The following is a 24193-nucleotide window of genomic DNA, read 5'->3' on the forward strand; positions in this document are numbered from 1 at the left end:
GGGCGATTACGGACGCAATGGACGTTCCGCCCGCAGCTGTCACACATCCGTGGCCGTGCGGACGCGATCCGGCAACTCATCCAGCCGCCAGAGCCCGAGGCTCTTGTCGCGCCAGCCGCCATCGCCCTCCTCGCAGCGCTCGTCGATCAGCGCGCGCGGCACCGGCCAGTCGAACGGCGCCTTCGTCATGTTGAGCGCGCGCCAGTCGCCATCCTCGCAATCGCAATTATCCTCCCACTCCGGAAACGTCGTGACGAGCAGGAATTGCGCGCCGCTCTGGCGAAAGCGGGCGATGGCGCTGGCGATGTTCTGAAAGCTCAGATGCACCAGGCAGTCCCGGCACAGGATCAGATCGGCGCGCGGCAGTGCATCGCGCGTGATATCGGCCACCAGGAATCGGCCGGCCAATTCGCCGCGCGCCGCACGCGCGTTGTTGGTCTCGATCAGCGACGGCACGATGTCGATGCCGGTGTAATCGAGATCGAGCTTGATGCGGCCGATCCAGCCGGCGTCGCCGCAGGGCGCATCGAGCAGCGAGCGCGCGCTGAGCTGTTGCAGCAGCGAAGGAAGCGCGTCCCGGATCGCGGCGGTCGCGGGGTCCTCGGAGCCGAGGCCCGACACCGAGCCGGCAGCGCCCCAGAGGTTCGTCCGCTCGATCCGCTCGAACCTTGCGGCAAGATCGAGGCTCGCGAAATTGTCGCGGTCGGCGACGAAGCGTTCGTGGGCGAGGACGGCAGGACGATTGGAGATCATGGGATCGGACTCGGAGGTCGAGATTCCGGTGCAGACGAGCTATACTCGCGTCCGATGCGCTCGACCACTCCGAGAGAGAAGGCCAAAATCGTCGCTGGCGCGGTGACGGCCGTTATCATGACGGTCGTGCTGTTCGTGTTCATGCTCGGTTTCCTGCTGGCACCATAGAGGGCGTAGTCGGCGCGGCAGACGGGGAACCGAGCCCTGCCCTCAATCGTTGTCGGCCCATGCGGATCAGGGAAGAAAACCGAAACATGTTTCTGCTGGCGACGGTGACGCTGTGCTGCGCCGCCGTGGCCGGCACATTGACGTTGTTCGCGCCGCTGCCTGGGCCGGCCCCCGAAAAGCTGGTCGCAGAGACAGCCGTGATCGACGTCACCCGGACATCGGTTCAGACACCGGTCCGGGTGGTCGGCGCGCCGTTCGAGCCCAACGTCAATCCGCGCGAGCGATAGCGCTCACCTCGGCGACGCCGCCTTGCCCTCATCGGGCCGGCCATGCGCACGCGCCAATTCCTCCACGAACGCGATCACCTCCGCCCGCTTGTCGGGCGGCAGCGACAGAAACGCGCGGATGAGCCTCAGGCCCTCTACTTCGTCCGAACGTTCTTCTCCGGAATCCATCTGCCTATTTTCGGGCGACCGGGAAAAATATGCAATCCCTTGTTTACCGCCTTGATTCGGCACGGCCGCTTTGCTGGAATGGGCCGGCTGAGGTGGATCATGAAATGGATCGTGGAACGCGACGCGCTGATCGCGCAGACACTGGCCTTCGTCCAATCGGTGACCGGCAGGAAGGATGATGTCCTTCAGCCGGAAGGGACCCAGGTTGCCACCACAATCGCGGTCGAGCTCGTTGCCGTGGAGGCCGCCGCAGTCGAGATCGAGCTGGCGCAAGCTCCGGTACCGCCCCCGCCCACTCCTCTGCCGCCAGCGCGGGCGATCGGTGATTTCCGCACCGAGATGCAGGCCCGCATCGCCAATTTCCGCAAGCATCAGGAGCGGTTCGAGCGCGAGCGCGAGGAATATTGTGCCGAAACCCTGACCAGATTGCGCGCCGCCATCCACGACGCCTCCGGCCCATCGGCCAAAAAATAAGGCCGCCTCCCGTCAGAGGGCCTACAGCCAGGACCACACCAGCCAAAGATTGGCCGCGCAGGCGCCGAATAACGCCAGCGTCAGCGGCAGGAGCATGTGCCCGCAGGAGGTCTTCAGGTCGCTCGTCATGGCGGAAAACATCCGCTGATTCCGCCAAACGAGTCCCAAGGATTCTTTTTTTCGCGATTCAGGACTCGTTAAGGACTCAAGGCCCGGCAGCCTGGATCACGGCCCCGTGATCGCCCGCCGCCCGGAACCGGCGGGCCGTGAGGTCGTTAACGCGTTTTCCGGGAGCGGGAAGAATGCCCTACGCCTTGTTCTGCAACGACGCCCAGATCAGCAAGGCCTATCCGAGCGAATCCGACGTCTGGAAGCTCGCGTATCGGAGCGGTCTGGTCGTGGATATCAGCGCCGACGAGGAGCGTCCCGGGCCACGCCGGGTGCTCGACAACGACTACGAGATCAAGCCCTGCCGGGTCGCCCAGGGTGAGGACCCCGCCCAAAACAAGGCCGAGGCCGACCGCCAGTCGACGATGGAGCTCGAGCTGAATTCGTGAGGTCTGGCGGCGGAAGCCGCAAAGCGGTCAGGGCGTTGCGGTTGCCAGCGAGGCCTGCTCACCGGCCAGCGCCACGCAGGCCTTGCGGCGATGCAGCCCGCGGATCGCGCCGGTGACCTTGAGCACCTTGCCCGACGGGCAGGACGCGTCCTTGACGAAGGCCACCTCGTAAGGTGCGAGCATCAGAGGCTCGGATTTGAGGATTGTCTGTGCAGAGCACGGCAGGCAGACAAAGCACGAGAGCACCACCGCCGACACCAAGATACGCATGTCCGTCGTCCCACCAGCCCGGTAATTCTCATATAACGCTTTCCGGAGCGCGAGTTCCGTAAGCGGCAAAAATTATTTTTGCTTTACCCAAGTCCCATGACGCGCGTGAGAAGGCGCCCGCCGGAATGTTTTCCTGCAAATGACGCGCCAGATGGTTCACGCAAAGCAAACATGGGGCCGGCAGGCAAGAGGCTGACAAACGAAAGGCCGGCGGAGCCGGCCTTTGTCAGAGCGTGGTCGCGTTGGAGCGTCAGTAGCGCGAGGCTGCCGGACCGCCCCAGCCGAAGCGGTAGTTCACACCGACCTTGACGGTATGCTCGTCCTCCCGGCCGCGAACGCCGACGATGTCGGCCGGACCGGAGGTGAAGGTGGTGCTGCCGAAATTGTAGTATTGGTACTCGGCCTTGGCCGACCAGTTCGGCGCGAACATGTATTCGAGGCCGGCGCCGACGGTGTAGCCGTCCTTGCTGTTGCCGGTGGTGGTGAAGCCCTGCGGCACGCCTGCGACATTGACGCCCAGGCCGCCATTGCGCCAGGCGTAACCGCCCTTGGCGTAGAGCAGCGTCGGACCCCAGGTGTAGCCGATGCGGCCGGTCACCGACCCGAGCTGGTCGGTATTGGAGGTCACCTGCGTGCCCGCCGGGAACGTGACACCGTTGTTGTTGGTCGGCAGCCAGGAATACTGGGCCTCGATACCCACCACCCAGTTGGGCGCGAACTGGTAGTCGAAGCCGCCCTGCACGCCGCCGAGGAAGCGGGCGTCGCTGGACTGGAAGCTGCTGTCGCCGGCAAACGCGCCGCCGACATGGCCGCCGATGTAGAAACCGGTCCAGTTGTAGATCAGCTGCGGCGGCGTATAGGCCGGGGCCTTGGCGTAGGTGCGCGGCTGCATATCCGCGGCTGCAGCCGGCGCGGCCAGCGCAAGCAGAGCGGCAGCACCCAGCAAAATCGATTTCATGATCATCCCCGTTCTTTCATTTACGACACTCAGGAAACAACGTGGCGTGAATTGGGTTGCTTCGCGGCGATGCCGGAACGTTGATCGCTCGTAACTGTGACGGAGGGGCAACAACGCGATTTTGTTCCGTCACGTCGTCCTGCACCGACTGTTTTTGCCGCCTGCGCAGGGCCTGCCGTAACAATTTGTCGCGAGGTCAAACCACCCCGTTCAAAGCTCCCCGAAATGTGATCCGGCAGCTCCGGCCCTGATCGTTCTAGCACCAGGCGATGAAGGCGGACTTTGCGCTACCGCGTCATCTTTTCCAGTTCCGGAAAGGGTACGTAAACCGCGCCGGCGCAGAGCTCGCTCGTGCGGTCGACGACGCGGTCCGCTCGTCCGTTGACGAAGATCACAGCGCGTTCCCGCATGGCCTTGTAGCTGCCGTCGGTCTCGCGCGGGGTGAAGTGCAGACAGCTCACATAGAACTGCCGGCCGCCGACCTCGCGCTGGACCGGCTCGGCCATGCTGGCCTCGCGCACGCCGACCGGGTTGTTCAGATAGGTGCGCATCAGGGCCAGAATGTCGCCGCGGAAATTGTCGGGAAACGGCTGCGGGCCTCCGGCCTGGGTCCCACCGATGATGGTCGGACGGTCACCGTCGCTGCCGAAACATGCCGCGAGCGCCAGCGGCAATAGCAGGACCGATGCCAAGCTCGCCGCACGTTTCGCCAATCGCCCCACAGATCCCGCTCCCGCTCGAACAGATTAGGGGGACGTTCTAGCCGCAAGGTCGCGCAAAGGGAATTCAGTCCTGCTGGCAAGGCCCGCTCGCAAGGCCTGGCGGACAACGCGCCGCCCCGCCGCCGGCGTCTGCGCTTTCGCACAGGCGCCGGGACGGGCCTGAAGTCCGTATGCGGCGGCGGGCAATGCACGGTGCCGCCGCGCCGGATCAGACGCTAGCTGCGCTTGTCGGTGGCCAGCGGCTTGGTCACGTCAGGCTGCGCCTTCAGCTTCTTCGCCGACAGATGCTTGTGGTGGTGGCGATGGGTGCGCACGGTCTTGTGCTCGTCGGACGTGACCGCGGCGTTGGCATTCAACGCCTTCGACTTGGTATCCACCTTGGCGTCCGCCTTGACGTCGCCGGCCTTCGCATCGGTCTTGGCATCGGTCTTGGCATCGGTCTTGGCATCGGCCTTGACGCCGGTGTCCGGTTTCGCGGCGGTGGTCGAGGCCTTGGTCTGGCTCTGGTCCGCCTTGATCACCGGGGCCGTTGTGGTCTTGCCGGCCTCGGCAGCGAAGGCCGGGGCTGCGATCACGGAAGCTGCGAGCAAAGCTGCGGAAATGGTCTTCAACATGGTGGTCTCCTCTTGGAAGGATCTCGAGGCGGCGCCCTGTCGCCTACCCTTCGATCGTGGGTGGGAGCCTAGGGGTGGCGCGCTGAACCCGGTCTGAAGCCCCTTGCAGGCTTCCGTTCATCTCGATGACAAGTTTGTCATCCGCGCCCGGGCGAATAGATCGGGCGAAGCGGGAATGTTTTCGCCAGACGGGTGTTCCGGTCTTCGGGCAATCGTGTAGGATCGCCACGTTCCATACGGGAGAATTTAGATGCGCAAACTCTCAATGCTTGTCGTGCCGGGATTGGTCGCCATGTCGCTGGCGGCCGCGCCGGTGCTGTCCAGCGCCTATGCCGCCGGCAGTGACGAGCCCTCCTCGCCGCCGAAATCGGACTCCTCGTCCAAGAAGGGCAAGAAGAAGAGCTCCTCCGTCAGCGATCCCAAATTCCTCGCCGCCTACCGCACCGCCTACACTGCGATCTACGACAACCACGACTACACCGGTGCGATCGGTCAGTTGAAGTCGCTGGGGCGCGACGACGTCGCCGACGTCGCCAATCTGATCGGCTACTCCTATCGCAAGCTCGGCGACTACCAGTCGTCGAAGGTCTATTACGAGCTGGCGCTGAAGGACGATCCGAACCACGTCCGCACCTGGCAGTATTACGGCCTCTGGCAGCTCGAGCAGGGCAACCGCGAACAGGCGCAGTATCATCTGAACAAGATCGCCTCGCTCGCCGGCACCGACAGCTCCGAGTATCGCTCGCTTGCCACGGCGCTCGACAAGCCGACCGGCGCGACGCTCGTCTACTAAGACAATCGCATCTTTGACCTCGCGGACGGGCACAACCTTTCGGTTGTGCCCGTTCGGCTTTCTCGGCTAGCCTCTCGCATCGATTTTCCCAGTAAATTGGTGTGCAATGGACCCGTGGCTGCGATCCGCGATCGACTACATCGGCTCCTGGATCGAATTCCAACTGACGACAATCCAACAGCCAGGCGTCATCGTCGCATTCGCCCATCGTGGCGAGATCGTCGCCGAGCATGCGTTCGGCCTTGCAAATCTCGACACCGGCGAGAAGCTCACCCCACGCCACCGCTTCCGCATCGCCTCCCATTCCAAGAGCTTCACCTCGGCCGGCATCATGAAGCTGCGCGAGCAGCGCAAGCTCCGGCTCGACGATCCGATCGGCCAACATGTCGGCGGGCTGCATCCGCGCGTCGCCGAGACGACGATCGCGCAGGTGCTCTCGCACAGCGCCGGGTTGACGCGCGACGGCGCCGATTCCGGACAGTTCATCGACCGCCGTTCCTATCTCGACGCGAAAGAGTTGCTCGCGGAATTGAAGCTGCCGACCGCGATCGAGCCCGGCACCCGCTTCAAATATTCCAATCACGGCTTTGGCCTGCTCGGCCTCGTCATCGAAGCGGTGACGAAGCAGCCCTACTCCGCCTGGATCAAGCGCGAGATCATCGAGGCTGCGGGCCTGCGCGAGAGCGAGCCGGACGCGCCGCTGCCCAAGGGCGCATCGTTCGCGCGCGGCCATACGCGGAAGCTGCCGTTCGGCGAACGATGCGTGATCCCCGGCGACAATCCCGCGCACGCGATGGCGTCCGCCGCAGGCTTCGTTGCGACGGCCGGCGACACCGCACGCTTCTTCGCGCAGCTTGCGCCCAATGCGAAGAAGAGCGTGCTCTCAGTCGCGAGCCGCCGCGAGATGACGCGACATCATTGGCGCATCCCGCAGAACTTCGAGGGCTATTACGGGCTCGGCGTCAATGCCGGCAAGACCGACGGCTGGGACTGGTTCGGCCATGGCGGCGGCTTTCAGGGCTACATCTCCCGGACCTGCGCCATCCCCGCTTGCGAGCTCACGATCAGCATCCTCAGCAACTCCATCGACGGCGCGGCGCCGCTCTGGATGGACGGCGCGATGCAGATCTTGCGCGTGTTCAGGACGCGCGGCACGGCCGACCGGCGCCTGCGCGACTGGACCGGCCGCTGGTGGACGATCTGGGGCGCGAGCGACCTCGTCCCCGCGGGCAACCGCGTGCTCGTCGCCAATCCGCAATTCATCAATCCGTTCATGGATGCCGCCGAGATCGAGGTCACCGGCCGCGACACCGGCAAGCTCGCCTGGGCTGCCGGCTATTCCAGCCATGGCGAGCCGGTGCGACGGATCCGCGACAAGCGCGGCAGGATCAGCGAGGTCTGGATCGCCGGCGCCAACCTCAAGCCGGCGAGCGCCGTGGCGAAGGAGATCGCCCGCCGCTATCCGCCGCGCAAGCGCCGGCCTACTCCCTGATCAGCGCCTCGACCTCGCTGCGAAACGCCTGCCGCGAGCCGCCTTGCGAATAGAACATGTGGCCGCCGGGATAGACCACGAACTTCACGCGCTGCGTTGCGAAGGCCGGCATCTGGTCGAGCACCCGCTTCGTTCCGAAATAGGGCGTGGCAAGGTCGAACAGGCCGTGCGCGACCAGCACGTTCAGCTTGGCATCGGTGGCGAGGATCTGGCGCAGCTCGGACACCGATTGCGGCGGGTTGATGCCGCGGCCGAAATCCCAGTGACCTTCCACTGCGCCGTTGAGCACTTCATAGGAGCCGTCGGGCCGCCAGTTGAGCTTGCGCGAGAGCACGTCGACCGCGGCGCTCGTCAGCGGCGCCTGGAGCGCATCGCCCGAGGGGTCGCCGAACCGCGAGCTGCTGGAATCCGGATAGGGATCGAAGCCGCGCACGGAGGCATCGTAACGTCCCGTCACCTTGCCGTTCTTGCGGTCAAATTCGCGGCGGAACTCACCGACGTCGAAACGGCCGGCGAGCCGGCGGCTCACCGCCTGGTCGATGCCGGTGAGCGCGGCGACCCTGTCGGCAAGCCGATTGGTCGCCTCCTTGTCCGCCTCGCCCTTGACGAGGTCGGCCAGGAATTCGCCGCGCGCGTAGGCCTCGACGTCGGCGAGATCGGCGCGCTTGACCGGCCCTTTGGCCTCGCGCGCCACCGCCACATAGCTCGGCAAGGTCGCGACATATTGCAGGAGGCTGGTGCCGGTGAACTCGCGGAAATCCAATAGCGGCGATACCAGGATCAGGCCTTTGACGCCGACGCCGTGCTGGAGTTGCAACTGGCGCACCACCTTCGGCCCGCGAATGCCGCCATAGCTTTCCCCCGCGACGTATTTCGGCGAGGTCAGCCGGTCGTGCTTCTCGAGCCAGCGGCGGATCACCAGCGCGATCGCGTTGACGTCGCCGTCGACGGAGTAGAAGGATTTTCGCGCGTCCTCGCCGCTCGCAATGAAGCGGCTGTAGCCGGTGCTGACGGGATCGATGAAGACGAGATCGGTGAAATCGAGCCAGGTCTCCGCGTTCGGCTTCACCTCGGGCGAGGCTGAGGGCGACAGCGCTTCGCCATCCAGCGGCAGCCGCCATGGACCGGCAGCCCCGAACTGGAGCCACGCCGAGGACGCGCCGGGCCCGCCATTGAACAGGAACGTGACCGGGCGCGTGGCACGGTCGGCGCCGTCGAGCTGGTAGGACGTATAGGCGATGTCGGCCAGCGGCTCGCCCTTGCCGTCGAACACCCGGATGGAGCCGGCGGTCGCGGCGAAATTGAGGGTGCGGCCGGGCAGATCCAGCGTCTGCTTCGTGGTGGAATCCGAGGGGAGACGGTGCGGCTCGGCCGCGGACGGCGAGGCCTGCGTCGCGCTTTGCGGATTGGCGGCGCGCCCACCCTTCTGTCCGGCCGGCGATGCCGCCTCGGAGCGCGGCTGCGGCGGATCATCCGCGCGCACAACGTTTGCGAACGCGAAAGCTGACACGGCCAGCACCAGGGCCGCGCGGCGCAGCGCCGACAGGATCGTGAGCATGATCGTTCTCCCTGCCCGGCTGTCATAGCCGGCGCGCATCGAAGCTAGCGAGGAATTGCGACGGTTTGCGGGATCGCCGGTCCGATGGCGCGCAAGGCGCCTCGGCGGGCTCAAATCGACCCGTTTTGTTCTCCGGATCGACAATCGCCCGTTTGCCTTGAGACCCGGTCATCCTCGACAATGCAGGCCCACCTCGTATAGACGAGCCCGGCGGAACTTCCTCCAGCCAGCGGCCTGCCCGACAAGCCATGACCAAGCCCCAGCGATACGACCGCATCGCCTTCGTCGCCAGCCCCAGCAGCGAGGCGCAGGCCGCCTTCAGCCAGCTCACCAGGGACTATGGCAATTGCGACCCCAAGGACGCCGACATCGTGGTCGCGCTCGGCGGCGACGGGCTGATGCTGCAGACGCTGCACCAGAACATGCACACGGGAAAGCCGATCTACGGCATGCATCGCGGCACCGTCGGCTTCCTGATGAACGAATACTCGACGCATGATCTGCGCGCGCGGCTCGAGGCGGCGCATGAATCCGAGATCAATCCGCTCCTGATGCGCGCAACCGACGTCAACGATCGCGTCCATCTGCACCACGCCATCAACGAGGTTTACCTGTTCCGGCAGACCTCCCAGGCGGCGCGCCTGCGGATCCTGATCGACGAGCGCGAGCGCATGCCCGAGCTGATCGCCGACGGCATCATCGTGGCGACGCCGGCCGGCTCGACGGCCTACAATCTGTCGGCGCAGGGACCGATCCTGCCGATCAACGCCGCCCTTCTGGCGCTGACCCCGATCAGCGCCTTCCGTCCACGCCGCTGGCGCGGCGCCCTGCTGCCCAACACCGCATATGTCGTGATCGACGTGCTGGAGGACGACAAGCGCCCGGTCGCGGCCGTCGCCGACCATGAGGAGGTACGCAGGGTCCGGCGCGTCGAGATCCTGTCCGACAAGAGCATCTCGATGCGCATGCTGTTCGACCCCGGCCACAGCCTGGAAGAACGCATTTTGCGCGAGCAGTTCGGCTACTGAGCCCCTGCCCCCGCGCGCTGCGGGAGCCCGGTCGCAACCCTTCGTTAACCCTCGCCACGATATGGTTAACGAAGGTTGACCGCTCTGGCCCAGGCGTCATGTTCCGAATCGATTTCAACAAGCTGCGCTTCCTCGTCTGCGACGACAATCCGCACATGCGCCGCATCCTGCGCACGCTGCTGCATTCGTTCGGCGCGCGCGAGGTCTATGAAGCCGAGGACGGCGCCACCGCGCTGGAAATGTACAGCCATTACGTGCCCGACATCGTCATCACCGACTGGGCCATGCCGATCTTCGACGGGCTCGAGCTCGCGCAGATGATCCGGCAGCCGGAATCCAAGGGCAACCCCTACGCACCGATCATCATGCTGACCGGTCATTCGGAGAAGCGCCGCGTCACGGTGGCGCGCGATGCCGGCGTCACCGAATTCCTGGCCAAGCCGATCTCGGCCAAGGGGCTCTATCAGCGCATCCTCAACGTCGTCGCCAATCCCCGCCCCTTCATCAAGACCAAGACCTATTTCGGGCCGGACCGGCGCCGCAACACCAACTCTGCCTATATGGGCCCCGAGCGCCGCGTCGGCGAAAAGCACGAGGTGCTGCAGCAGCCCTCGCTGCTCGACAAGGCCCGCTCATCCATCTAGCGCAACGTCTTCAGACGAGGCAGGCATCATGGCGAAGAACAGCGCAAAGGACATCGAGGTCACGGCCTTCGCCACGCATCAAATCATCACGCAGCCCAACCCGCTGCGGAAAGTCCTGCGCCGGGTCGAAGACAAGGACATGGACGATCCGATCGGCCGCGCCGAGCAGGCGCTCGCGGGCCTGTCCGGCGAGTTCAAGGACTGGATGACGACCGAGGTCAATCGTCTGTCGGCCGCCTATGTCGCCATCCGCAACGACGGCTTCACCAAGGAGCGGCGCGACGAGCTGTTCCGCGCCGCGCACGACATCAAGGGCGACGCCGCGACCTTCGGCTATCCGGCCGCGGCCGGAATCGCCGAAAGCCTGTGCCGCGTCATCGAGCACGCGCCTGATCTGGAAAAGGTGCCGGCCGAACTGTTCACGCACCACATCAACGCCATCCTCGCCATCGTGCACGAGAATACCAAGCTCGACAGCATCAGCGTCTCCGCCGAGCTCAGCCGCCGCCTGCGCAAGGTCGCCGACGACTATCTCGCCCATGTCAATCGCGACCGCCCCGAGCATCTCGAAGTGATCCTGGCGCCGAGCATCGCGCCGACGGAGTAAGGGTTCGGCTCTATCACCACGATCAGAATCGTAGGGTGGGTTAGCGTAGCGTAACCCACCACTTCTCTGTTTGCGTGGAAAGCAAAGAGCTGGGTTAGCCTGCGAGCTGCGCTTCGCGCAGCCGCAAGGCTAACCCACCCTACGGCAGCTCGCTATGCGGCAATCAGATCGTCATAGACCGGATCGATCGCCTCGTCCGCGACCAGCTCGTCGCAGAACAGCCTTGCCTCCTCCCGCGCCGACTCGGTGGCGAAGCGGCGGAGCAGGACCATCAGCGGCTCGGTGACGCCGCGGTCGGTCTCGCAATGGGTGAGCACGCGCTCGACCATGCGCCGGCGCAGCCGCACAGCGCCGTCGTCGCTGTCGACGAAGCCCTGCTCGTGGCAGGCATCGAGCGCCACCTGGAATGCCGCGAACGTCGGCTCGGGAAGCCCGGCGCGCCGGAGCAGCGCCTGCAGGCTGTTGCCGCCGCGGTCGTGCAGCAGCGCGGTGACGCGCGCCAGCGGCAGGTCGGCGAGCTCAGCCAGCGCCGCGTCGAACAGGTCGAGATTGCTCGACAACAGCGCGCGCAAGATGAGACCCGCCGTGAGCTGGCCGGTGATGCGCAGGTGCCGCACCAGGCCCTGCATGTCCTCGCCGCGCGAGCGCGATGCGATATTCATGGTGGAGCGGTCGCGCGCCTCGAGCGCGATGCGTTCGGCCCGGTCGGCGCTGAGCCAGTTCCGCGCCACGACGAACTGCGCCAGCGTCTCGGAGAGTTTCGCCACCAGCGCGGCGCGGGTTGCTGCCGGCAGATCGTCCAGCACCAGCATCGCCTCGCGGATCGCGGCGAGATGGCCGTGACGCTCGACGATGCGGTCCCAGGAGAACGGCGCAAGCTCGGCATGGGGATTTTCGATCAGCTCCAGCGCGGCCGCCGCGCAGCCGACTTCGGCGATGGCGGCGCAGACCGAGACCGGCAGCGCGATCCGGCGCGCGACCGCGCATTGCACCTCGTCATTGCCGGTCGCGACGATGTCGACGAGATCGGCGTCGATCAGCAGCGGGGAATGTTCGAGCACGGGCAGCGCCACGGTCGGCTGGTCCGCCGACAGCGCCCGCACGATCGATGCCGGCGCATCAAGGCTGCGCGCAAAAGCCTCGGCCATCGCCTGCCGCACCAGCGGCGAGGGATCGTCGAGCTGCATCAGAAGCGCGCCTTCGGCGGCGATGCGGTCGTCTGTCGAAAGGTCCGAGATCAGCCAGGCCCGGGCCAACGCCCGTGTGGCCTCGGCCCGCTCGCCGGCGGGCGCCGTCCTGATCCAATTGATGAACTGCCGAACAATCATGCTGCTTCCGGCTTACACAACAAACGAAAATGGTGACGGCTCGTCACCTGCAACACAAAATAAACCACGACGCTTAACAAAGCGTTCACCATAACTGGCTGGTTTTATTGATGATTTGTTAAGGGAACAAAGGCGCCTCGGCTCGCGTGCGCCGGACGCAGCGCAGCACGATGTGATGCGCTGCTGAACCGGGATCCATTTCCGACAGGAAGATTTGCTGCGGCATGGGTTCACGGCTCCGCGCAGCAGCGTTTCACGCTGCGGCGCGTCCGGGACGCGAGACCTCGATTAGCTCGAGAACGTGCCGCTGCGATCGCTGAACAGATCGAGCGGCTGCGGCGGACGCACATCTGGCGTCGCTGAGGCGACGGACGTCAGCGAGGCGTTGTTGCCCCACAATTTCTGCACCGTGGTCGAGACCGGCTGCGTGGCATCGCCGGGCTGATAGATCGAACGAAACACCGGCGTGGTCGGGGCACTGTCCGCGACCGTGGTCGGCGACGTCGCACTGACGGGCGTCACCGCGCGTGTGTTCGGGAAGGTCTGGAGATAGGCGGCGTTGTCGATGACGGGCGCGGTGGGCTGCACGCCGCTCGCGCTCGCAACCTCGGTGGTCGACGGCGTCCCGCCATACATCGCCATCGCGCTGCGGGTCGTTTTCGAATTGGCCGCGCTGGCATAGCGCGCGTCCAGCACCGAATAGACTTCGGAGACGCTGCGGGCGCGTCCGTCCCTGGCGTAGAAGATCGAACGGTTGGCGGATGCCGCATTGGGAAACAGCCGCGCGCCGACCGCTTGCGGATTATCCTCGGCATTGGCGATCAGTTTCGCGGCGCCGCCGACGCCCATGAAATGCGCCATGTAGAGTTCGCTGTCGCTCGGCCTGCGCCCGAGCAGGCCCGTCAGCTTGAAGCTGTTCGACTGCGTCAGCGCCGCGGCCATGCTGGAAGCGGCCTCCGGATCGTCGCGGAGCTTCATGATCGACCGCTTCATCGCGGGATCGTCGACGGTGTAGCCGCCCGACGTGGTCCTGGAGATCGCGTTGGCATAATTGCCGTAGCCGAGCTGGGGGCCCGCCTCCTTCACCGTGCCGAGCCAGGTCTGGTCGATGAACTGGTAGAGCCCGTGCGCGGATGACGTGGTGGCTCCCGCGGTGGGATCGAAATCCGATTCCATCTTGGCGGTGGTCAGCATGTACTGGAAGCTGACGCCTGAAACATTCGAGGCCTGCTTGATCGCACCGGCGACGCGCGCCCGCGACGGATCGAGAACCGCCGTCTGCGTGGCACTGGAATTGTCGACCGACATGATGAAGTGCCCGCCCCGCGCGGCGTTGAGCGGCGCCGGCAATTCGGACGCCCGATCGTCTCACCGTGGGACAGGTATGGTTAATGCGGGGTTAATTGGGCTCTCCCCGCCCGCCCCGCGTCATTCCGGGGCGCACCGCAGGTGCGAGCCCGGAATCCATTGAGCCGCGCGTGATGCCTTGCGATGGATTCCGGGCTCGCGCTGCGCGCGCCCCGGAATGACAGCAGGTTACTTCTTGTAGACCGCGTTCGGATCAAACAGCCGCTCGGCATCGGCGAAGACCAGCTTCGCTCCCCCGCCCTCGGCCTCGACCTTGCGATAGAAGCAGGATCGCCGCCCGGTGTGGCAGGCCGCGCCGATCTGCTCGACACGGATCCAGACTGCGTCCTGATCGCAATCGGTGCGCATCTCGACCACGCGCTGGGTCTGACCCGAGGTCTCACCTTTTCGCCACAAGGCATTGCGCGAGCGGCTGAAGTACCAGGCCTCGCCGGTCGCGATCGTCTTGCGCAGCGCCTCCTCGTTCATGTGCGCGACCATGAGCACGTCACCGGTGGCGACGTCGGTCGCCACGCAGGTCACGAGCCCGCTCGCGTCGAAGCGCGGCTGGAAGGACAGGCCTTCCTCGATCTCATGGGAATGGGCGGACACGACGACCTCGCCGATCTATTCGCGAGGTCAGCGCTGCAGGCCTCGCACCAGGGACAGGAAACGGGCCTGCTCCGCCGGATTGTCGCGGAACATGCCGGTGAAGCGGCTGGTGAAGGTGGAGGCGCCATGCTTGGCGACGCCGCGCACCGACATGCAGGTATGCTCGGCCTCGATCAGCACCGCAACGCCGCGCGGCTTGAGGACCTCGTCGATCGCAGCCGCGATCTGCGCCGTCAGATGCTCCTGGGTCTGGAGCCTGCGGGCGAAGATGTCGGTGAGGCGCGCAAGCTTGGACAGGCCGACAACACGTTCCACCGGCGTATAGGCGATGTGCGCCTTGCCGTAGAACGGCATCATGTGATGCTCGCACTGCGAGGTGAATTCGATGTCGCGCACCAGGACGAAATCGTCATAGCCCGCGGTCTCGCCAAAGGTGCGGTCGAGCACCTCGGCCGGGCACTGGTGATAGCCCTGATAGAGCTCGTCAAAGGCTTCGACCACGCGGCGCGGCGTGTCGAGCAGACCCTCGCGCTCGGTATTCTCGCCGATATAGGCGAGCAGCGTCTTCACCGCCGCTTCCGCCTCGGCGCGCGCCGGGCGCGGCTGGTCGGCGCGGACGGCGGCCGCGAGGAATTCGGCAGGGTCAAGCTCGGCCGGGCGGCTCTCGGGCTGCCGGTCGGAGACCTTGTTGGGGCGGATGGGTTTGATGGTAGCGTCCATATCGACTCCGTTCGACGGCCTTACGGCCGGAGTGTCACCGGCAGACGGGGCGGCATGCCGCCGGACGCCTGAAGAGAACAGTTGAACTTGGCGAATAGGCCCTCACCTCTCACGTCGGCCGCATGGCCTATGGCCACCGCCGCTGGACTGTTTTTCCGCCAGTTCCGACCCTATATAGGACCGTGGACGGCGCCCGCCAAGGCCGATCCGATGCGGAAGTGCTGGACTCCATCACATGCTGAACGACATCTACAACAAGCGGATCATCGAATTGGCCGGGAATATTCCGCGCCTCGGACGGCTGTCGGACCCCGATGCCTCCGCCACCGCCCACTCCAAGCTGTGCGGCTCGACCGTGAAGGTCGACCTTAAGATGGAAGGCGACAGGATTACCGACTTCGCCCATGACGTGAAGGCCTGTGCGCTCGGACAAGCCTCCTCATCCATCATGGCAAGTCGCATCGTCGGCTCGACTGCGAGCGAACTCCGTGAGTTACGCGAAACTGTTCGCAAGATGCTGAAGGAGAACGGCGCGCCTCCTGAAGGCAAATGGGAGGAGATCAAGTTCCTCGAGCCGGTCCGCGACTACAAGGCGCGGCACGCCTCGACGCTCCTGACCTTCGATGCGGTGGTCGACGCCATTGGCCAGATCGAAGCCAAGGCAAAGACCGAGGCCAAGCAGCCGGCTGCGGCGCAGGGCTGAGGCCGGGTTCGCGCTACGCGCGCACCGGGAATGACGGCCAGGATCTGAGAGCTACTTCTGCGTCGTCGGAGCCGGCGCGGCCACGCCCCCCGTCGGCACCAGTGCTTCCGCCGTCTTGGTCGACTTGGCAGGCTGCGACTGTTCCTGTTCCGCGCCAAATCTCGCCTGCGTCTTCGGCGCAAGCGCCGCCATCGCCGGCGCGGAGATGTCCACATGCGGCAGCACGTCGGCCACAAGGTCGGTGGTCACGAGATTGGTGAGCTTGAGCTCGCCGGAATCCAGCTCATGCAGGTCTTCCCAGGGCGGCACGCTGAGCGCCAGCGACAGCAGATCGCCGGCACCGCCCATGTCGAAGGTGTATTTGGCGAGACGACCGATGTCGCGTTCCACGATCATCAGGTCCTGCGCGCTGTAGCTCGCCGCCTTGGCATCGTCGGCGCGGTCACCCATCCAGATCTGGTGGACACGGACATGGGCAGCTTCCGGCACATAGCGCTTCTTGCCGGCCAGCAGCAGGAACACGCACATGGATTCGCAGTAGGCCTCCGGCGCAACCGCCGGGCGGGCGGACTGCCCGCCGCGGAGACTCACGCCGACCGTGGTCAGAAGTCCGAGATTGCGGAAGCGCCGGCCGAGCGTGATCGCGTCGTTGACGGAACCGCCGCTGGAATCGAGCACCACGGTGGCGCCGCCGAGCTGGCGTCCGCGGGAAAACTCCTCGAAGTCCTTGGGTGTGTCTGCAGTAATGATGCCGACCGCGCTGACCCAGCCGCGGCAGTTCGGCTCGCAGGCGATCCAGTTGAACTTCATCGGCAGCTTGCGCTCTTCGAGAGCAGCACCAGCGCGGGCCGACGACCCGAATGTCGTGACGGCGCCAGCCAGCACGACTCCGCCCACGGCGGCTCCCACCAGCAACCAGCCGCGAAGGTTGAGCGACTTCAGGAGTTTCAAACTGATCCCTTCCCCAAGCCCCATTGGCGCGATTATCCCCGCTTCGCGCTCGATGAGTCCATCATACGGTCGTATGTTTCCACGAGAGTCGCAAAAATGGTATCCGGGGGAATACAGCTCGTCCATACGGATTTGCTGCACTGCTCCCAAAAAACATGCAAAATATGGCGCGGAAACAACAGCTTACAGTTCCATGCGCCGGAACCATGCAATACCGCGCCCACGATTGCAGCAAAGCGCACATGAAGCATCCAGCCTGCGAGCATTGTTCCAATTCCGTCGAGGGCGTGCTCCGGCTTCCGCGTCGATTCGGCCGTGCGCTGATCTGGCTCTACCGGCACACGCTATCGCCTCTGGTCGGCTACAATTGCCGGCATCTGCCGACCTGTTCCGTTTATGGCGATGAGGCGATCGAACGGTTCGGCCTCTGGGCCGGCGGCTGGATGACGCTCGCGCGCCTGCTGCGCTGCAATCCGTTCGGCACGTCGGGCATCGACAATGTGCCGCTCGCCGCGCCGCAAGGTGCGCGCTGGTATCTGCCATGGCGCTATGGCCGCTGGCGCGGCGTCAATGCATCCTGAGATTGCTGCGATGCTCTGCCCATAAGTGGCTGAGCGGAACCTTCGAGTTTCCTCCCGCGTTGTTTTGATGCTCCCCCGGGAGGAAACAACAATGCGCTGGAAAATCAGCCCTCATCTTCACTTCAGGCTTGGGCCCAATCCCGGCTCCAGGCGTCACCACGACCCCCGAACCATGGACCTGCTCGCGATCGTCGCCTTGCTGGCGCTGGTGCTCGGCTCCGGCTGGTATCTGGCAACGAGCTTTGCCACCGCGCCGAGCACGACCGCGTTCATCGTGCCGAGCCAGAGCGTGCACTGGTAATCAGCGGAACCAGTAGAAGCGCCCGGGCGGCGGCGGGATCGGCTCGGGCGGTCGCAGCCGCTTCGGACGCGGCGGCTTCGGCGCCGGATCGGCCGACGAGGTGGCCTCCGCGCCCGGCGCCGTTTCGGTGCCCGGCACCCTCACCGCCAGCAGCAAATTGGACTCGTGCATCCGCCAGCGGTAGCCGACGCCGAAATCGATTGGCTGGGCCCGTGTGAACAACTCGGCGTAGCGCTCCTGGTAGCGGCCGGGGAATTCGTCGATCGGCCCGAGATAGCGGCCGAACGGGAAGAACCGCCATTGCCGCGCGCCGTAGTTCGCAAGCGGAATCCCGGAATCGTCCTGGATGATGGTGGCGCTGTTGGCGAGCAGCCAGTCGCGAACGACGGTGAAGTTTCCGGAGTGCATGAGATAGGACGCACTCTTGAGCAGGCTGTTGCCGGGCCCGAGCGTCTCGCAGAATTTCAGGAACCCCGTGTTGCGCGCGCCGGAATTGGAAAGATCGGTCGAGAAATAGTACAGCGTGCGCGTTTCCCCATCGCTGCCGGCGAAGGTGATGCGAACGCCGCGCGTCGCGTTACGCCCCGGATTGTCGTCGCCGACATGCAAGCCCCCCTTGTCATCGAGCCCGATCATCTCGACGTTGCGGATGGTCTTGCCGGAGCGCGCGAGGAAGACATAGAGGATCGGCAAGGTGCCGTTGACCTGGTTGGCGTGCAGGTCGACCTTCATCTGCTTGGTGATGAAGAAGGAAAAGCTCAGGATCGAACCGAGCGAGCGCTCGACATTATAGAGCGCGGCGCCGACCGAACCGCGCGGCAGCCGGGTCAAATCGGGCACCGTCCCGACCGGCTCCAGCGCGCCGAGCACGTAGGTGCTCGCCTTGGAATAGAAGGCGTTGGCGTAGAGGAAATCAGGACCGCTGAACATGTAGAACATGGTCGGCCGGGGCGCGGCGAGATTGACGTCGGCCCAATCGCGGATCTTGGAGAGCTGGCGCTGTTCGAGCTGGGCGAAGGCGCCGTCGAAGAACTTTGCATGGCGCTGCCAGCCCGGATCCTTCGTGAGCGGCACCAGCGGCGAGTCCGCCGAAGGCTGCATGCCCGCGAGGAAGCGCGCGGTGTCATCGAAGCTCACCTCGGCGGCGTGCACGGACGAGACGGCCGCAGCCAGCAGGGCAAGAGCGACGGACGCAATTCTGAACGGTCGAAACATGTCTATTCGCGATTGTGTGAATTGCCAGCGGCGACCGGCCGCCTGCGGAAAACAGCATAAATCAACAGGCCCGAGAGCATGACGAGCATCCCCGCGAGCGACTGCACCGGCCGCTCGGTCAACAGGTAGTACATCATGAACGCGGTCACGAGCAGGAAAACCAGGGGCGTGAACGGGTATCCCCAGGCGCGATAGGGCCGCGGCAAATCGGGATCGGTGATGCGCAACTTGATGACGCCGGCGACCGTGAAGAATGAGCAGAACAAGAGCGCGAACTGGATGAAGTCGAGCACCGCCTCGAAGCTGCGCGTGAACAGCAGCAGATTGGCGACGGCGAGCTGAAACAGGATGGCATAGGCCGGCGCGCCGCTTGCCGATCTCTTCGAGAACACGCGCAAGGCGGGAATGTCCTCCCCCATCGTCATCATCACGCGCGGGCCGATCCACATCATCGCAGAGATCGAGGAGATCAGGCCGACGCAGATCATCGCGCCGACGATCCGGCCGCCGAGACTGCCGAAGATCGCGCTGCCGGCAACGCTGGCAACATCGAGCTGGCCGGCGAGCGCACCTGCTGGCGTTGAGTAGAGGAACACCGCGTTCAGCGCGACATACAGCACGAGCACGATCAGCGTGCCCGCCAGCAGCGCGCGCGGCAGGCTCCGCTGCGGCGTGTTCATCTCGCCGATGATGTAGGTGGCGGCATTCCAGCCCGAGAACGAATACATCACGAAGACGAGCCCGATCGCGAACGGCGCGCTGACGATGTGGGCGAGATCGCCCGGCTGCGGCGTGAACGTGATCGGTTGCGGGGACGCGATGACGAAGCCGGCGACCAGGAAGGCGACGATCAGCGCGACCTTGATGATCGTCGAGATCAGCTGGAAGGTCGAGGAGTGCCTGACACCGGTCAGTTGCACGAGCGAGACCAGCCACACCACGGCGATGGCGAGCGGGATCGGTGGCAGATCGGGCACGACCGATTTGGCGTATTCGCCGAACGCCATCGCGGCGAGCGCAACGGGCGCTGCGAAGCCCACCGTCGCCGAGACCCAGCCGGCGAGAAAGCCGAAGGCGGGATGATAGGCGCGACCGAGGAAATTGTACTCGCCGCTCGAGCGCGGAAACATCGCCCCGAGCTCGCTATAGGCGAACACCCCGCACAGCGCGACGATGCCGCCGACGGTCCACAGCAGCAGGATCGAGAAGCCGGACGGGATATCCTTGACCTGGAAGCCGAGGCTGGTGAAGACGCCGACCCCGATCATGTCGGCCACGACGATGGCGGTTGCGACCAGAACCGAGATCCCGGTCCCGCCTCCGGTCAGCCGGCCAGTCCAGGGCGCGGTTCCCGCATTTGATGCCGTCATCGGGGTCCTTAACCTCAGGCGTCGTGCCTCATGGGCGCATCGTGCAGGTTGGCCCAGTCAATTCAAGCAGGGTTAACAAGGGCTAAATGAGGCGACGAAAGCGGGTAATCGAGCACCACTTATTCTGCTCCCAAGCGATAAAGCTGCGCCAGCCCCGGGAAAGCCCGCTCCCCTTCCCCACAATCAGGACACGATTGCATGGTCCTTTTGAGCGTTCCGGATGTGGGGAAGTTTCTCCGGACGCTTAACGTCGCCTAAACGCCGGTCGGCTCAATTGTCTAGAGATGCCGATGGACGTGACTTTGGGGTCATGGGTGGATGGTCGGGGCCGTTCCGAAACCGAGAGCTGACATGCGTGCCGACCGGACGTCGTCCGGTGCGCGCGGTCGTGCGCTCCGGGTCGGCCTGATCTCAGCTTTGGTGCCGCTGTCCCTGACACTGGTTCAATGCGGCAAGGCGCCGAATGCGGCGGCGCTCGCGGTGAACTCGCAAGGCAATGTCCAGGTCGTTGCCAAAACCAATTCGCAAATCTCCAATCAGCAAGTTGCGAGCGGCGACACGTTCGAGGATCGTTTCCCCGCTCCGCAATTCGGGGAGCGCTTCCCCTCGGCGAGCGAGAGTTTTCTGCAGCGGCAGATGTCGGACTTCTCGCCAAAGCGCGCAGTGCAGCAGCCGCCGCCGGAGCAGGCACCCTACAAGGTCGCTTCGCTCGAGCCGCAGGTCCCCTACAAGCGTTCGCCCCGCGACGACCTGACGACGCTCGTCAGCATGAAGTCGTCGGCCTTCCCCTATTTCGGCAACAACCCCGCCTCCGACGCGCCGTTCCTCAACATTGCCAAGGGCGACCGCCGCGGCCATCGCAGCTATTCCGGTCGCGTGTTCTGGCAGGACGAGACCTACAATGACAGCCGCGTGCTGATGCACGTGCCCGAGCATTTCGATGTCCGCAAGCCCGGCGTGATCGTGGTGTTCTTCCACGGCAATGGCGCAACGCTCGAACGCGACGTGCGTGATCGCCAGCTGGTCCCCAAGCAGATCACCGATTCCGGCGCCAATGCCGTGCTGCTTGCCCCGCAGATGGCGGTCGATGCCGCCGATTCCAGCGCCGGCAAGTTCTGGCAGCCGGGCGGCTTCAAGCGCTTCATGGCGGAATCGGCCGACCACCTCGCCCGCGTCACCGGCGATCCCAACGGCGCCCGCGCCTTCGCCAACATGCCGATCGTGATCGTCGGCTATAGCGGCGGCTTCCTGCCGACGGCCTGGAGCCTGGAGGTCGGTGGCATCAGCGACCGCGTCCGCGGCGTCGTGCTGCTCGACGCCGTCTATGGCGAAATGGACAAGTTCGCAGCCTGGATCGAGAGCCACCGTTCCGGCTTCTTCGTCAGCGCCTACACCCGCCACACCGCGCGGCGCGACCGCGAGCTGATGAGCATGCTCCGGCAGAAGGGCATCAGCGTCGCCGAGGACATGGATGGCCCCTTGCGTCCCGGCAGCGTGGTGTTCGTGGAGACCGGCGACGGCATCACCCATCGCGACTACGTCACCCGCGCCTGGACGCGGGATCCGCTCAAGGACGTGCTGGTGAAGATGTCGGCGACGCCGGCGCTGGCGCTGACCCGCGTGGCCGCCACCAGTTCCGCCGCGTCGAGCCGATAGTTTGGACATTGGTGCAGCCTGTATCCGGCTGCATTGCCTGCAATTCCCTCAGGCTCTGATCAAAATGTGATGTTGATGGCCGAGATCCCCGGGAGCCACCGGATTGCTTCCGCTGGCAGGGCTCATAGTTTGCGGTCGAGTTGCGTTCGGAATTGCGCGGGGACAGGCAGTGCGTCAGGGATTGTACAAGGTCGACTTCCACACCGTTCACGGAACGGGCTGCGGCGTCGTCTATGTGATGGATGGCAAGATGCGCGGGGGCAATTCCGCTTTCGCCTTCATCGGCACGTACACGGGCGAAGGCGACGGCATCAAGGTCAAGATCTCGACCCAGCGCTACAACGACGACCCGTCCTTCAAGGCGCTGTTCGGCCTCGACCGCATCACGCTGGCGCTCGCCGGCCGGGAGGACGGCGACACCGCGGAATTCGAAGGCAACGCGCTGCAGGCGCCAGGCGTTGCCTTCCGGGCTGTGCTGTGCCGGATCAGCGACTGAGCCTGGCGAGAATTAGGTCTTGGGCAGCTTCGGAATGCTCTCGGCGAAGCCGTTGAAGCAGGCCAGCCGCTCGTCTTCTTCCTTGAAGAATTTGCAGTCGGCGTAGCCCTTGGCCTTCGCCGGCTTCGGCTTTGGCGTCGGCGGAATGATGGCGTCGTAGCAATTGAGCCGGTCCTTGGTGCCGTCATCAAGCTCGAGGCAAGCCTGAAGGCGGGCCGCGATCGATTGCGGCTTGCCCTTTGGCGCCGCGGCAGGCTTGGCCGCCGCCTCCTTGGTCCCCGCTTTGGTCCCCTTGGGCTTGACCTGCACCAACGGCTTGTCCCCGACCATCGGTGGCTTGTCGGCTTGCGCAAACGCGGAGGCTGAATAGAGCACCGCGGCAACCGCCAGAATCATCCTCATTTCAGTCAACTCTCTTTGGTCCCCATGACCGGCCTTCTAGCGCTCCAGCGCGCGGTTTGCCAAGCACCTTGCGTACACGAAAATGCGGGATTCAGGCCGTTGCGGCAGCAGGCCGGGGCCGGGTCAGGACCACCAGGATCAGCGCCAGCACGACGAAACCGACCGCGACGAAGCCGAGCGTATGCAGGAGTTCGTGGGCGAACAGCAGCCCGCCGACGGCGGAGCCGACCGCCTGGCCGATATAGAGAACGGACGTATTGAGCGCGACGGTCGCCGATGCCAGCGGCGGCGCGGCCGCCACCAACCGCACCTGCTGCATCGAATTGGTCGAGGCAAAGCCCAGGCCCCAGACCGCTACACCGACCGTCATGAAAGCAAGCGTGCCGGCGCCGAGCGCCCAGCCCGTGATGCCCGCAAGCAGCAGGCAGGTGAACAGCAGCGAGGTCCGATACGGCCCCGAGGTGTCGACGATGCGGGTGGCGATGACGACGCCGAGGAAGCCGCAGACGCCGTAAAGCGCGAACACCATGCCGATCGCATCGGGACCGGCGCCGGTGAGCTTCTTCAGCAGCGGGCCCATGAAGGTGAACACCACGAACTGCCCCGACATCTGCAGCATGGTGATCGCAAGCAGCAGCAGGATCGTGCCGTTGCGGCCGACCTCGCGCCAGGTCTTCAAATCCACCGGCGCGCCCTTCAGGCCTGCCGGAAGCCGCAGCAGCAGCAACAGGAAGCTGATGCAACCGAGCACGCCGATCCCGCCATAGGCCGCGCGCCAGCCATAGCGGCTGGCGATGAAAGTGATCAGCGGAAGGCCGACGGCGGCAGCCAGCGACCAGCCGAGGAAGATATAGGCGATGGTGCTGCCCCGCCGCTCCACCGGCACGATCAACGCCGCCGTGCCGGCGGCCTGCGGCGTGTAGAGCGCACCGACCGCGAGCATCACGAGGCGGATGGCGAGGAGGCTGGTGTAATCGGACGCAAAGGCCGACGCGAGATTGCCCAAGGCAAGCACCGCCAGCGTCGTCGTGAGCAGCGTCCGCCGTTCGATGCGGCTCGTCAGCCAGGCCGTCAGCGGCGAGCCGATGCACAGCGTGATCGCGCCGAAGGTGATGAGGAGCCCGGCCGCATGAATGCTGACGTCGAGCCCGCTCGCCAGCTCCGGCAGCATGCCCGCCGGGGCCAGCACCGAGCATCCGGTGACGAGATTGCCGAGCATCAAGGCGGTTGGCGCGAAACGCCTGGCGCGTGCATTTTCCATGCAAGTGCATGTAGAGCAGCCGCCGAGCCAGTTAAAGGGCCGGTGCGAAATAGTTCGCTCCCAACGCCGCTTTATGCGCCGACTTTCTTGGAATTGCCGGATTGCGCAGGCCGAATCGCCTGATATATCGCTCGTTCCCGCTTACCTGCGCTCGTTC

At 65.2% G+C, this 24193-nt stretch carries 28 protein-coding genes; 13 read left to right on the forward strand and 15 right to left on the reverse strand.

The genetic code is table 11. From position 1 onward, the window contains the following. Positions 1–39: 39 nt before the first annotated feature. A complete protein-coding gene (locus AABA84_RS05360; protein ID WP_338311561.1) occupies positions 40–753 on the reverse strand; it encodes a class I SAM-dependent methyltransferase in 714 nt (237 codons plus the stop codon). Between the two features lie 254 nt (positions 754–1007). Between AABA84_RS05360 and AABA84_RS05365 the strand changes: the two genes are divergently transcribed. The 3 genes from AABA84_RS05365 to AABA84_RS05375 all read left to right on the forward strand — a co-directional run bounded on the left by AABA84_RS05365 (position 1008) and on the right by AABA84_RS05375 (position 2407). Further along, positions 1008–1208: a hypothetical protein gene (locus AABA84_RS05365; RefSeq protein WP_212252000.1), complete on the forward strand. Its 201-nt coding sequence runs from the start codon at positions 1008–1010 to the stop codon at positions 1206–1208. Positions 1209–1475: 267 nt separating this feature from the next. Continuing rightward, entirely contained in the window at positions 1476–1850 is a 375-nt protein-coding gene (locus AABA84_RS35030) for a hypothetical protein (RefSeq protein WP_212252112.1), read from the forward strand. Between the two features lie 302 nt (positions 1851–2152). Next, positions 2153–2407 carry a hypothetical protein gene (locus AABA84_RS05375; RefSeq protein WP_028141090.1) on the forward strand — a complete coding sequence of 85 codons (255 nt, stop codon included), beginning with the start codon at positions 2153–2155 and terminating at the stop codon, positions 2405–2407. 27 nt (positions 2408–2434) lie between these two features. Here AABA84_RS05375 and AABA84_RS05380 read toward each other — a convergent pair whose 3' ends face one another. From AABA84_RS05380 to AABA84_RS05395, 4 genes are all read right to left on the reverse strand, one after another. Continuing rightward, positions 2435–2677, reverse strand: a complete 243-nt coding sequence (locus AABA84_RS05380) for a DUF6719 family protein (protein WP_038972370.1) — start codon at positions 2675–2677, stop codon at positions 2435–2437. Positions 2678–2927: 250 nt separating this feature from the next. Next, a complete protein-coding gene (locus tag AABA84_RS05385; protein WP_212252002.1) occupies positions 2928–3635 on the reverse strand; it encodes an outer membrane protein in 708 nt (235 codons plus the stop codon). A gap of 287 nt (positions 3636–3922) precedes the next feature. Beyond that, the gene (locus AABA84_RS05390) at positions 3923–4357 is read right to left on the reverse strand and encodes a hypothetical protein (RefSeq protein ID WP_179879913.1); all 435 of its coding nucleotides are present in this window, start codon (positions 4355–4357) and stop codon (positions 3923–3925) included. A gap of 215 nt (positions 4358–4572) precedes the next feature. After that, positions 4573–4971 (reverse strand): His-rich protein BRANT, encoded by a 399-nt coding sequence (locus AABA84_RS05395; RefSeq protein WP_212252004.1) that lies wholly within the window; start codon positions 4969–4971, stop codon positions 4573–4575. A gap of 250 nt (positions 4972–5221) precedes the next feature. On the opposite strand from AABA84_RS05395, the gene AABA84_RS05400 reads away from it, so the two are divergent. Both AABA84_RS05400 and AABA84_RS05405 read left to right on the forward strand, forming a co-directional pair. Beyond that, positions 5222–5764 carry a tetratricopeptide repeat protein gene (locus AABA84_RS05400; RefSeq protein ID WP_212252006.1) on the forward strand — a complete coding sequence of 181 codons (543 nt, stop codon included), beginning with the start codon at positions 5222–5224 and terminating at the stop codon, positions 5762–5764. A gap of 106 nt (positions 5765–5870) precedes the next feature. After that, positions 5871–7256: a serine hydrolase domain-containing protein gene (locus AABA84_RS05405; protein ID WP_212252008.1), complete on the forward strand. Its 1386-nt coding sequence runs from the start codon at positions 5871–5873 to the stop codon at positions 7254–7256. Here AABA84_RS05405 and AABA84_RS05410 read toward each other — a convergent pair. Next, positions 7246–8814 carry a S10 family peptidase gene (locus AABA84_RS05410; RefSeq protein ID WP_338311562.1) on the reverse strand — a complete coding sequence of 523 codons (1569 nt, stop codon included), beginning with the start codon at positions 8812–8814 and terminating at the stop codon, positions 7246–7248. The genes AABA84_RS05405 and AABA84_RS05410 overlap by 11 nt on opposite strands. 248 nt (positions 8815–9062) lie before the next feature. Between AABA84_RS05410 and AABA84_RS05415 the strand changes: the two genes are divergently transcribed. The 3 genes from AABA84_RS05415 (at position 9063) to AABA84_RS05425 (ending at position 11093) form a co-directional block, all read left to right on the forward strand. Continuing rightward, positions 9063–9842, forward strand: a complete 780-nt coding sequence (locus AABA84_RS05415) for an NAD kinase (RefSeq protein WP_338311563.1) — start codon at positions 9063–9065, stop codon at positions 9840–9842. A 98-nt stretch (positions 9843–9940) separates the two neighbouring features. After that, positions 9941–10486: a response regulator gene (locus tag AABA84_RS05420; protein WP_008549760.1), complete on the forward strand. Its 546-nt coding sequence runs from the start codon at positions 9941–9943 to the stop codon at positions 10484–10486. 28 nt (positions 10487–10514) lie between these two features. Then, positions 10515–11093, forward strand: a complete 579-nt coding sequence (locus tag AABA84_RS05425) for an Hpt domain-containing protein (protein ID WP_212252014.1) — start codon at positions 10515–10517, stop codon at positions 11091–11093. 152 nt (positions 11094–11245) lie between these two features. Here the strand turns inward: AABA84_RS05425 and AABA84_RS05430 are convergent, their stop codons facing one another. The 4 genes from AABA84_RS05430 to folE form a co-directional block, all read right to left on the reverse strand. Continuing rightward, entirely contained in the window at positions 11246–12421 is a 1176-nt protein-coding gene (locus tag AABA84_RS05430; protein WP_338311564.1) for a DUF2336 domain-containing protein, read from the reverse strand. Between the two features lie 288 nt (positions 12422–12709). After that, a complete protein-coding gene (locus AABA84_RS05435) occupies positions 12710–13771 on the reverse strand; it encodes a lytic transglycosylase domain-containing protein (RefSeq protein ID WP_338311565.1) in 1062 nt (353 codons plus the stop codon). A 186-nt stretch (positions 13772–13957) separates the two neighbouring features. Next, on the reverse strand, positions 13958–14380 hold the full coding sequence (gene hisI, locus AABA84_RS05440; RefSeq protein ID WP_212252020.1) for a phosphoribosyl-AMP cyclohydrolase: 423 nt from the start codon (positions 14378–14380) through the stop codon (positions 13958–13960). Positions 14381–14407: 27 nt separating this feature from the next. Further along, positions 14408–15100 (reverse strand): GTP cyclohydrolase I FolE, encoded by a 693-nt coding sequence (folE, locus tag AABA84_RS05445; protein ID WP_212252022.1) that lies wholly within the window; start codon positions 15098–15100, stop codon positions 14408–14410. A gap of 235 nt (positions 15101–15335) precedes the next feature. Between folE and AABA84_RS05450 the strand changes: the two genes are divergently transcribed. Continuing rightward, positions 15336–15803: an iron-sulfur cluster assembly scaffold protein gene (locus tag AABA84_RS05450; RefSeq protein ID WP_212252024.1), complete on the forward strand. Its 468-nt coding sequence runs from the start codon at positions 15336–15338 to the stop codon at positions 15801–15803. Positions 15804–15854: 51 nt separating this feature from the next. Here AABA84_RS05450 and AABA84_RS05455 read toward each other — a convergent pair whose 3' ends face one another. Next, positions 15855–16754 (reverse strand): hypothetical protein, encoded by a 900-nt coding sequence (locus AABA84_RS05455; protein ID WP_212252026.1) that lies wholly within the window; start codon positions 16752–16754, stop codon positions 15855–15857. A 242-nt stretch (positions 16755–16996) separates the two neighbouring features. Between AABA84_RS05455 and yidD the strand changes: the two genes are divergently transcribed. Beyond that, complete coding sequence (gene yidD, locus AABA84_RS05460) at positions 16997–17335, forward strand: membrane protein insertion efficiency factor YidD (RefSeq protein WP_212252028.1); 339 nt, start codon at positions 16997–16999, stop codon at positions 17333–17335. A 91-nt stretch (positions 17336–17426) separates the two neighbouring features. Then, positions 17427–17636, forward strand: a complete 210-nt coding sequence (locus AABA84_RS05465; protein ID WP_212252030.1) for a hypothetical protein — start codon at positions 17427–17429, stop codon at positions 17634–17636. On the opposite strand, the gene AABA84_RS05470 is transcribed toward AABA84_RS05465, so the two are convergent. After that, complete coding sequence (locus AABA84_RS05470; RefSeq protein ID WP_212252032.1) at positions 17637–18851, reverse strand: hypothetical protein; 1215 nt, start codon at positions 18849–18851, stop codon at positions 17637–17639. A 2-nt stretch (positions 18852–18853) separates the two neighbouring features. Next, positions 18854–20221, reverse strand: coding sequence for an APC family permease (locus AABA84_RS05475; RefSeq protein ID WP_338311566.1), 1368 nt, complete (start codon positions 20219–20221; stop codon positions 18854–18856). A 351-nt stretch (positions 20222–20572) separates the two neighbouring features. Between AABA84_RS05475 and AABA84_RS05480 the strand changes: the two genes are divergently transcribed. Together AABA84_RS05480 and AABA84_RS05485 are read left to right on the forward strand one after the other, a co-directional pair. After that, the gene (locus AABA84_RS05480) at positions 20573–21877 is read left to right on the forward strand and encodes an alpha/beta hydrolase (RefSeq protein ID WP_338311567.1); all 1305 of its coding nucleotides are present in this window, start codon (positions 20573–20575) and stop codon (positions 21875–21877) included. A 169-nt stretch (positions 21878–22046) separates the two neighbouring features. After that, positions 22047–22373: a GrlR family regulatory protein gene (locus AABA84_RS05485; protein ID WP_212252038.1), complete on the forward strand. Its 327-nt coding sequence runs from the start codon at positions 22047–22049 to the stop codon at positions 22371–22373. 12 nt (positions 22374–22385) lie between these two features. Here AABA84_RS05485 and AABA84_RS05490 read toward each other — a convergent pair whose 3' ends face one another. Together AABA84_RS05490 and AABA84_RS05495 are read right to left on the reverse strand one after the other, a co-directional pair. After that, on the reverse strand, positions 22386–22775 hold the full coding sequence (locus AABA84_RS05490; RefSeq protein ID WP_130369499.1) for a hypothetical protein: 390 nt from the start codon (positions 22773–22775) through the stop codon (positions 22386–22388). A 91-nt stretch (positions 22776–22866) separates the two neighbouring features. Continuing rightward, positions 22867–24036: an MFS transporter gene (locus AABA84_RS05495; RefSeq protein WP_338311568.1), complete on the reverse strand. Its 1170-nt coding sequence runs from the start codon at positions 24034–24036 to the stop codon at positions 22867–22869. Between the last annotated feature and the right edge of the window lie 157 nt (positions 24037–24193).

Source organism: Bradyrhizobium sp. TM239 (genome assembly GCF_036247985.1).
GTDB lineage: Bacteria > Pseudomonadota > Alphaproteobacteria > Rhizobiales > Xanthobacteraceae > Bradyrhizobium > Bradyrhizobium ottawaense.

Coding starts and splice junctions, on each gene's coding strand:
- AABA84_RS05475 (WP_338311566.1), bottom strand. CDS start 20,221: ATGACGGCATCAAATGCGGGAACCGCGCCCTGGACTGGCCGGCTGACC.
- AABA84_RS05490 (WP_130369499.1), bottom strand. CDS start 22,775: ATGAGGATGATTCTGGCGGTTGCCGCGGTGCTCTATTCAGCCTCCGCG.
- AABA84_RS05470 (WP_212252032.1), bottom strand. CDS start 18,851: ATGTTTCGACCGTTCAGAATTGCGTCCGTCGCTCTTGCCCTGCTGGCT.
- folE (WP_212252022.1), bottom strand. CDS start 15,100: ATGGACGCTACCATCAAACCCATCCGCCCCAACAAGGTCTCCGACCGG.
- AABA84_RS05405 (WP_212252008.1), top strand. CDS start 5,871: ATGGACCCGTGGCTGCGATCCGCGATCGACTACATCGGCTCCTGGATC.
- AABA84_RS35030 (WP_212252112.1), top strand. CDS start 1,476: ATGAAATGGATCGTGGAACGCGACGCGCTGATCGCGCAGACACTGGCC.
- AABA84_RS05410 (WP_338311562.1), bottom strand. CDS start 8,814: ATGCTCACGATCCTGTCGGCGCTGCGCCGCGCGGCCCTGGTGCTGGCC.
- AABA84_RS05365 (WP_212252000.1), top strand. CDS start 1,008: ATGTTTCTGCTGGCGACGGTGACGCTGTGCTGCGCCGCCGTGGCCGGC.
- AABA84_RS05395 (WP_212252004.1), bottom strand. CDS start 4,971: ATGTTGAAGACCATTTCCGCAGCTTTGCTCGCAGCTTCCGTGATCGCA.
- yidD (WP_212252028.1), top strand. CDS start 16,997: ATGAAGCATCCAGCCTGCGAGCATTGTTCCAATTCCGTCGAGGGCGTG.
- AABA84_RS05375 (WP_028141090.1), top strand. CDS start 2,153: ATGCCCTACGCCTTGTTCTGCAACGACGCCCAGATCAGCAAGGCCTAT.
- AABA84_RS05425 (WP_212252014.1), top strand. CDS start 10,515: ATGGCGAAGAACAGCGCAAAGGACATCGAGGTCACGGCCTTCGCCACG.
- AABA84_RS05495 (WP_338311568.1), bottom strand. CDS start 24,036: ATGGAAAATGCACGCGCCAGGCGTTTCGCGCCAACCGCCTTGATGCTC.
- AABA84_RS05415 (WP_338311563.1), top strand. CDS start 9,063: ATGACCAAGCCCCAGCGATACGACCGCATCGCCTTCGTCGCCAGCCCC.
- AABA84_RS05480 (WP_338311567.1), top strand. CDS start 20,573: ATGCGTGCCGACCGGACGTCGTCCGGTGCGCGCGGTCGTGCGCTCCGG.
- AABA84_RS05450 (WP_212252024.1), top strand. CDS start 15,336: ATGCTGAACGACATCTACAACAAGCGGATCATCGAATTGGCCGGGAAT.
- AABA84_RS05420 (WP_008549760.1), top strand. CDS start 9,941: ATGTTCCGAATCGATTTCAACAAGCTGCGCTTCCTCGTCTGCGACGAC.
- AABA84_RS05360 (WP_338311561.1), bottom strand. CDS start 753: ATGATCTCCAATCGTCCTGCCGTCCTCGCCCACGAACGCTTCGTCGCC.
- AABA84_RS05465 (WP_212252030.1), top strand. CDS start 17,427: ATGCGCTGGAAAATCAGCCCTCATCTTCACTTCAGGCTTGGGCCCAAT.
- AABA84_RS05430 (WP_338311564.1), bottom strand. CDS start 12,421: ATGATTGTTCGGCAGTTCATCAATTGGATCAGGACGGCGCCCGCCGGC.
- AABA84_RS05380 (WP_038972370.1), bottom strand. CDS start 2,677: ATGCGTATCTTGGTGTCGGCGGTGGTGCTCTCGTGCTTTGTCTGCCTG.
- AABA84_RS05400 (WP_212252006.1), top strand. CDS start 5,222: ATGCGCAAACTCTCAATGCTTGTCGTGCCGGGATTGGTCGCCATGTCG.
- AABA84_RS05385 (WP_212252002.1), bottom strand. CDS start 3,635: ATGAAATCGATTTTGCTGGGTGCTGCCGCTCTGCTTGCGCTGGCCGCG.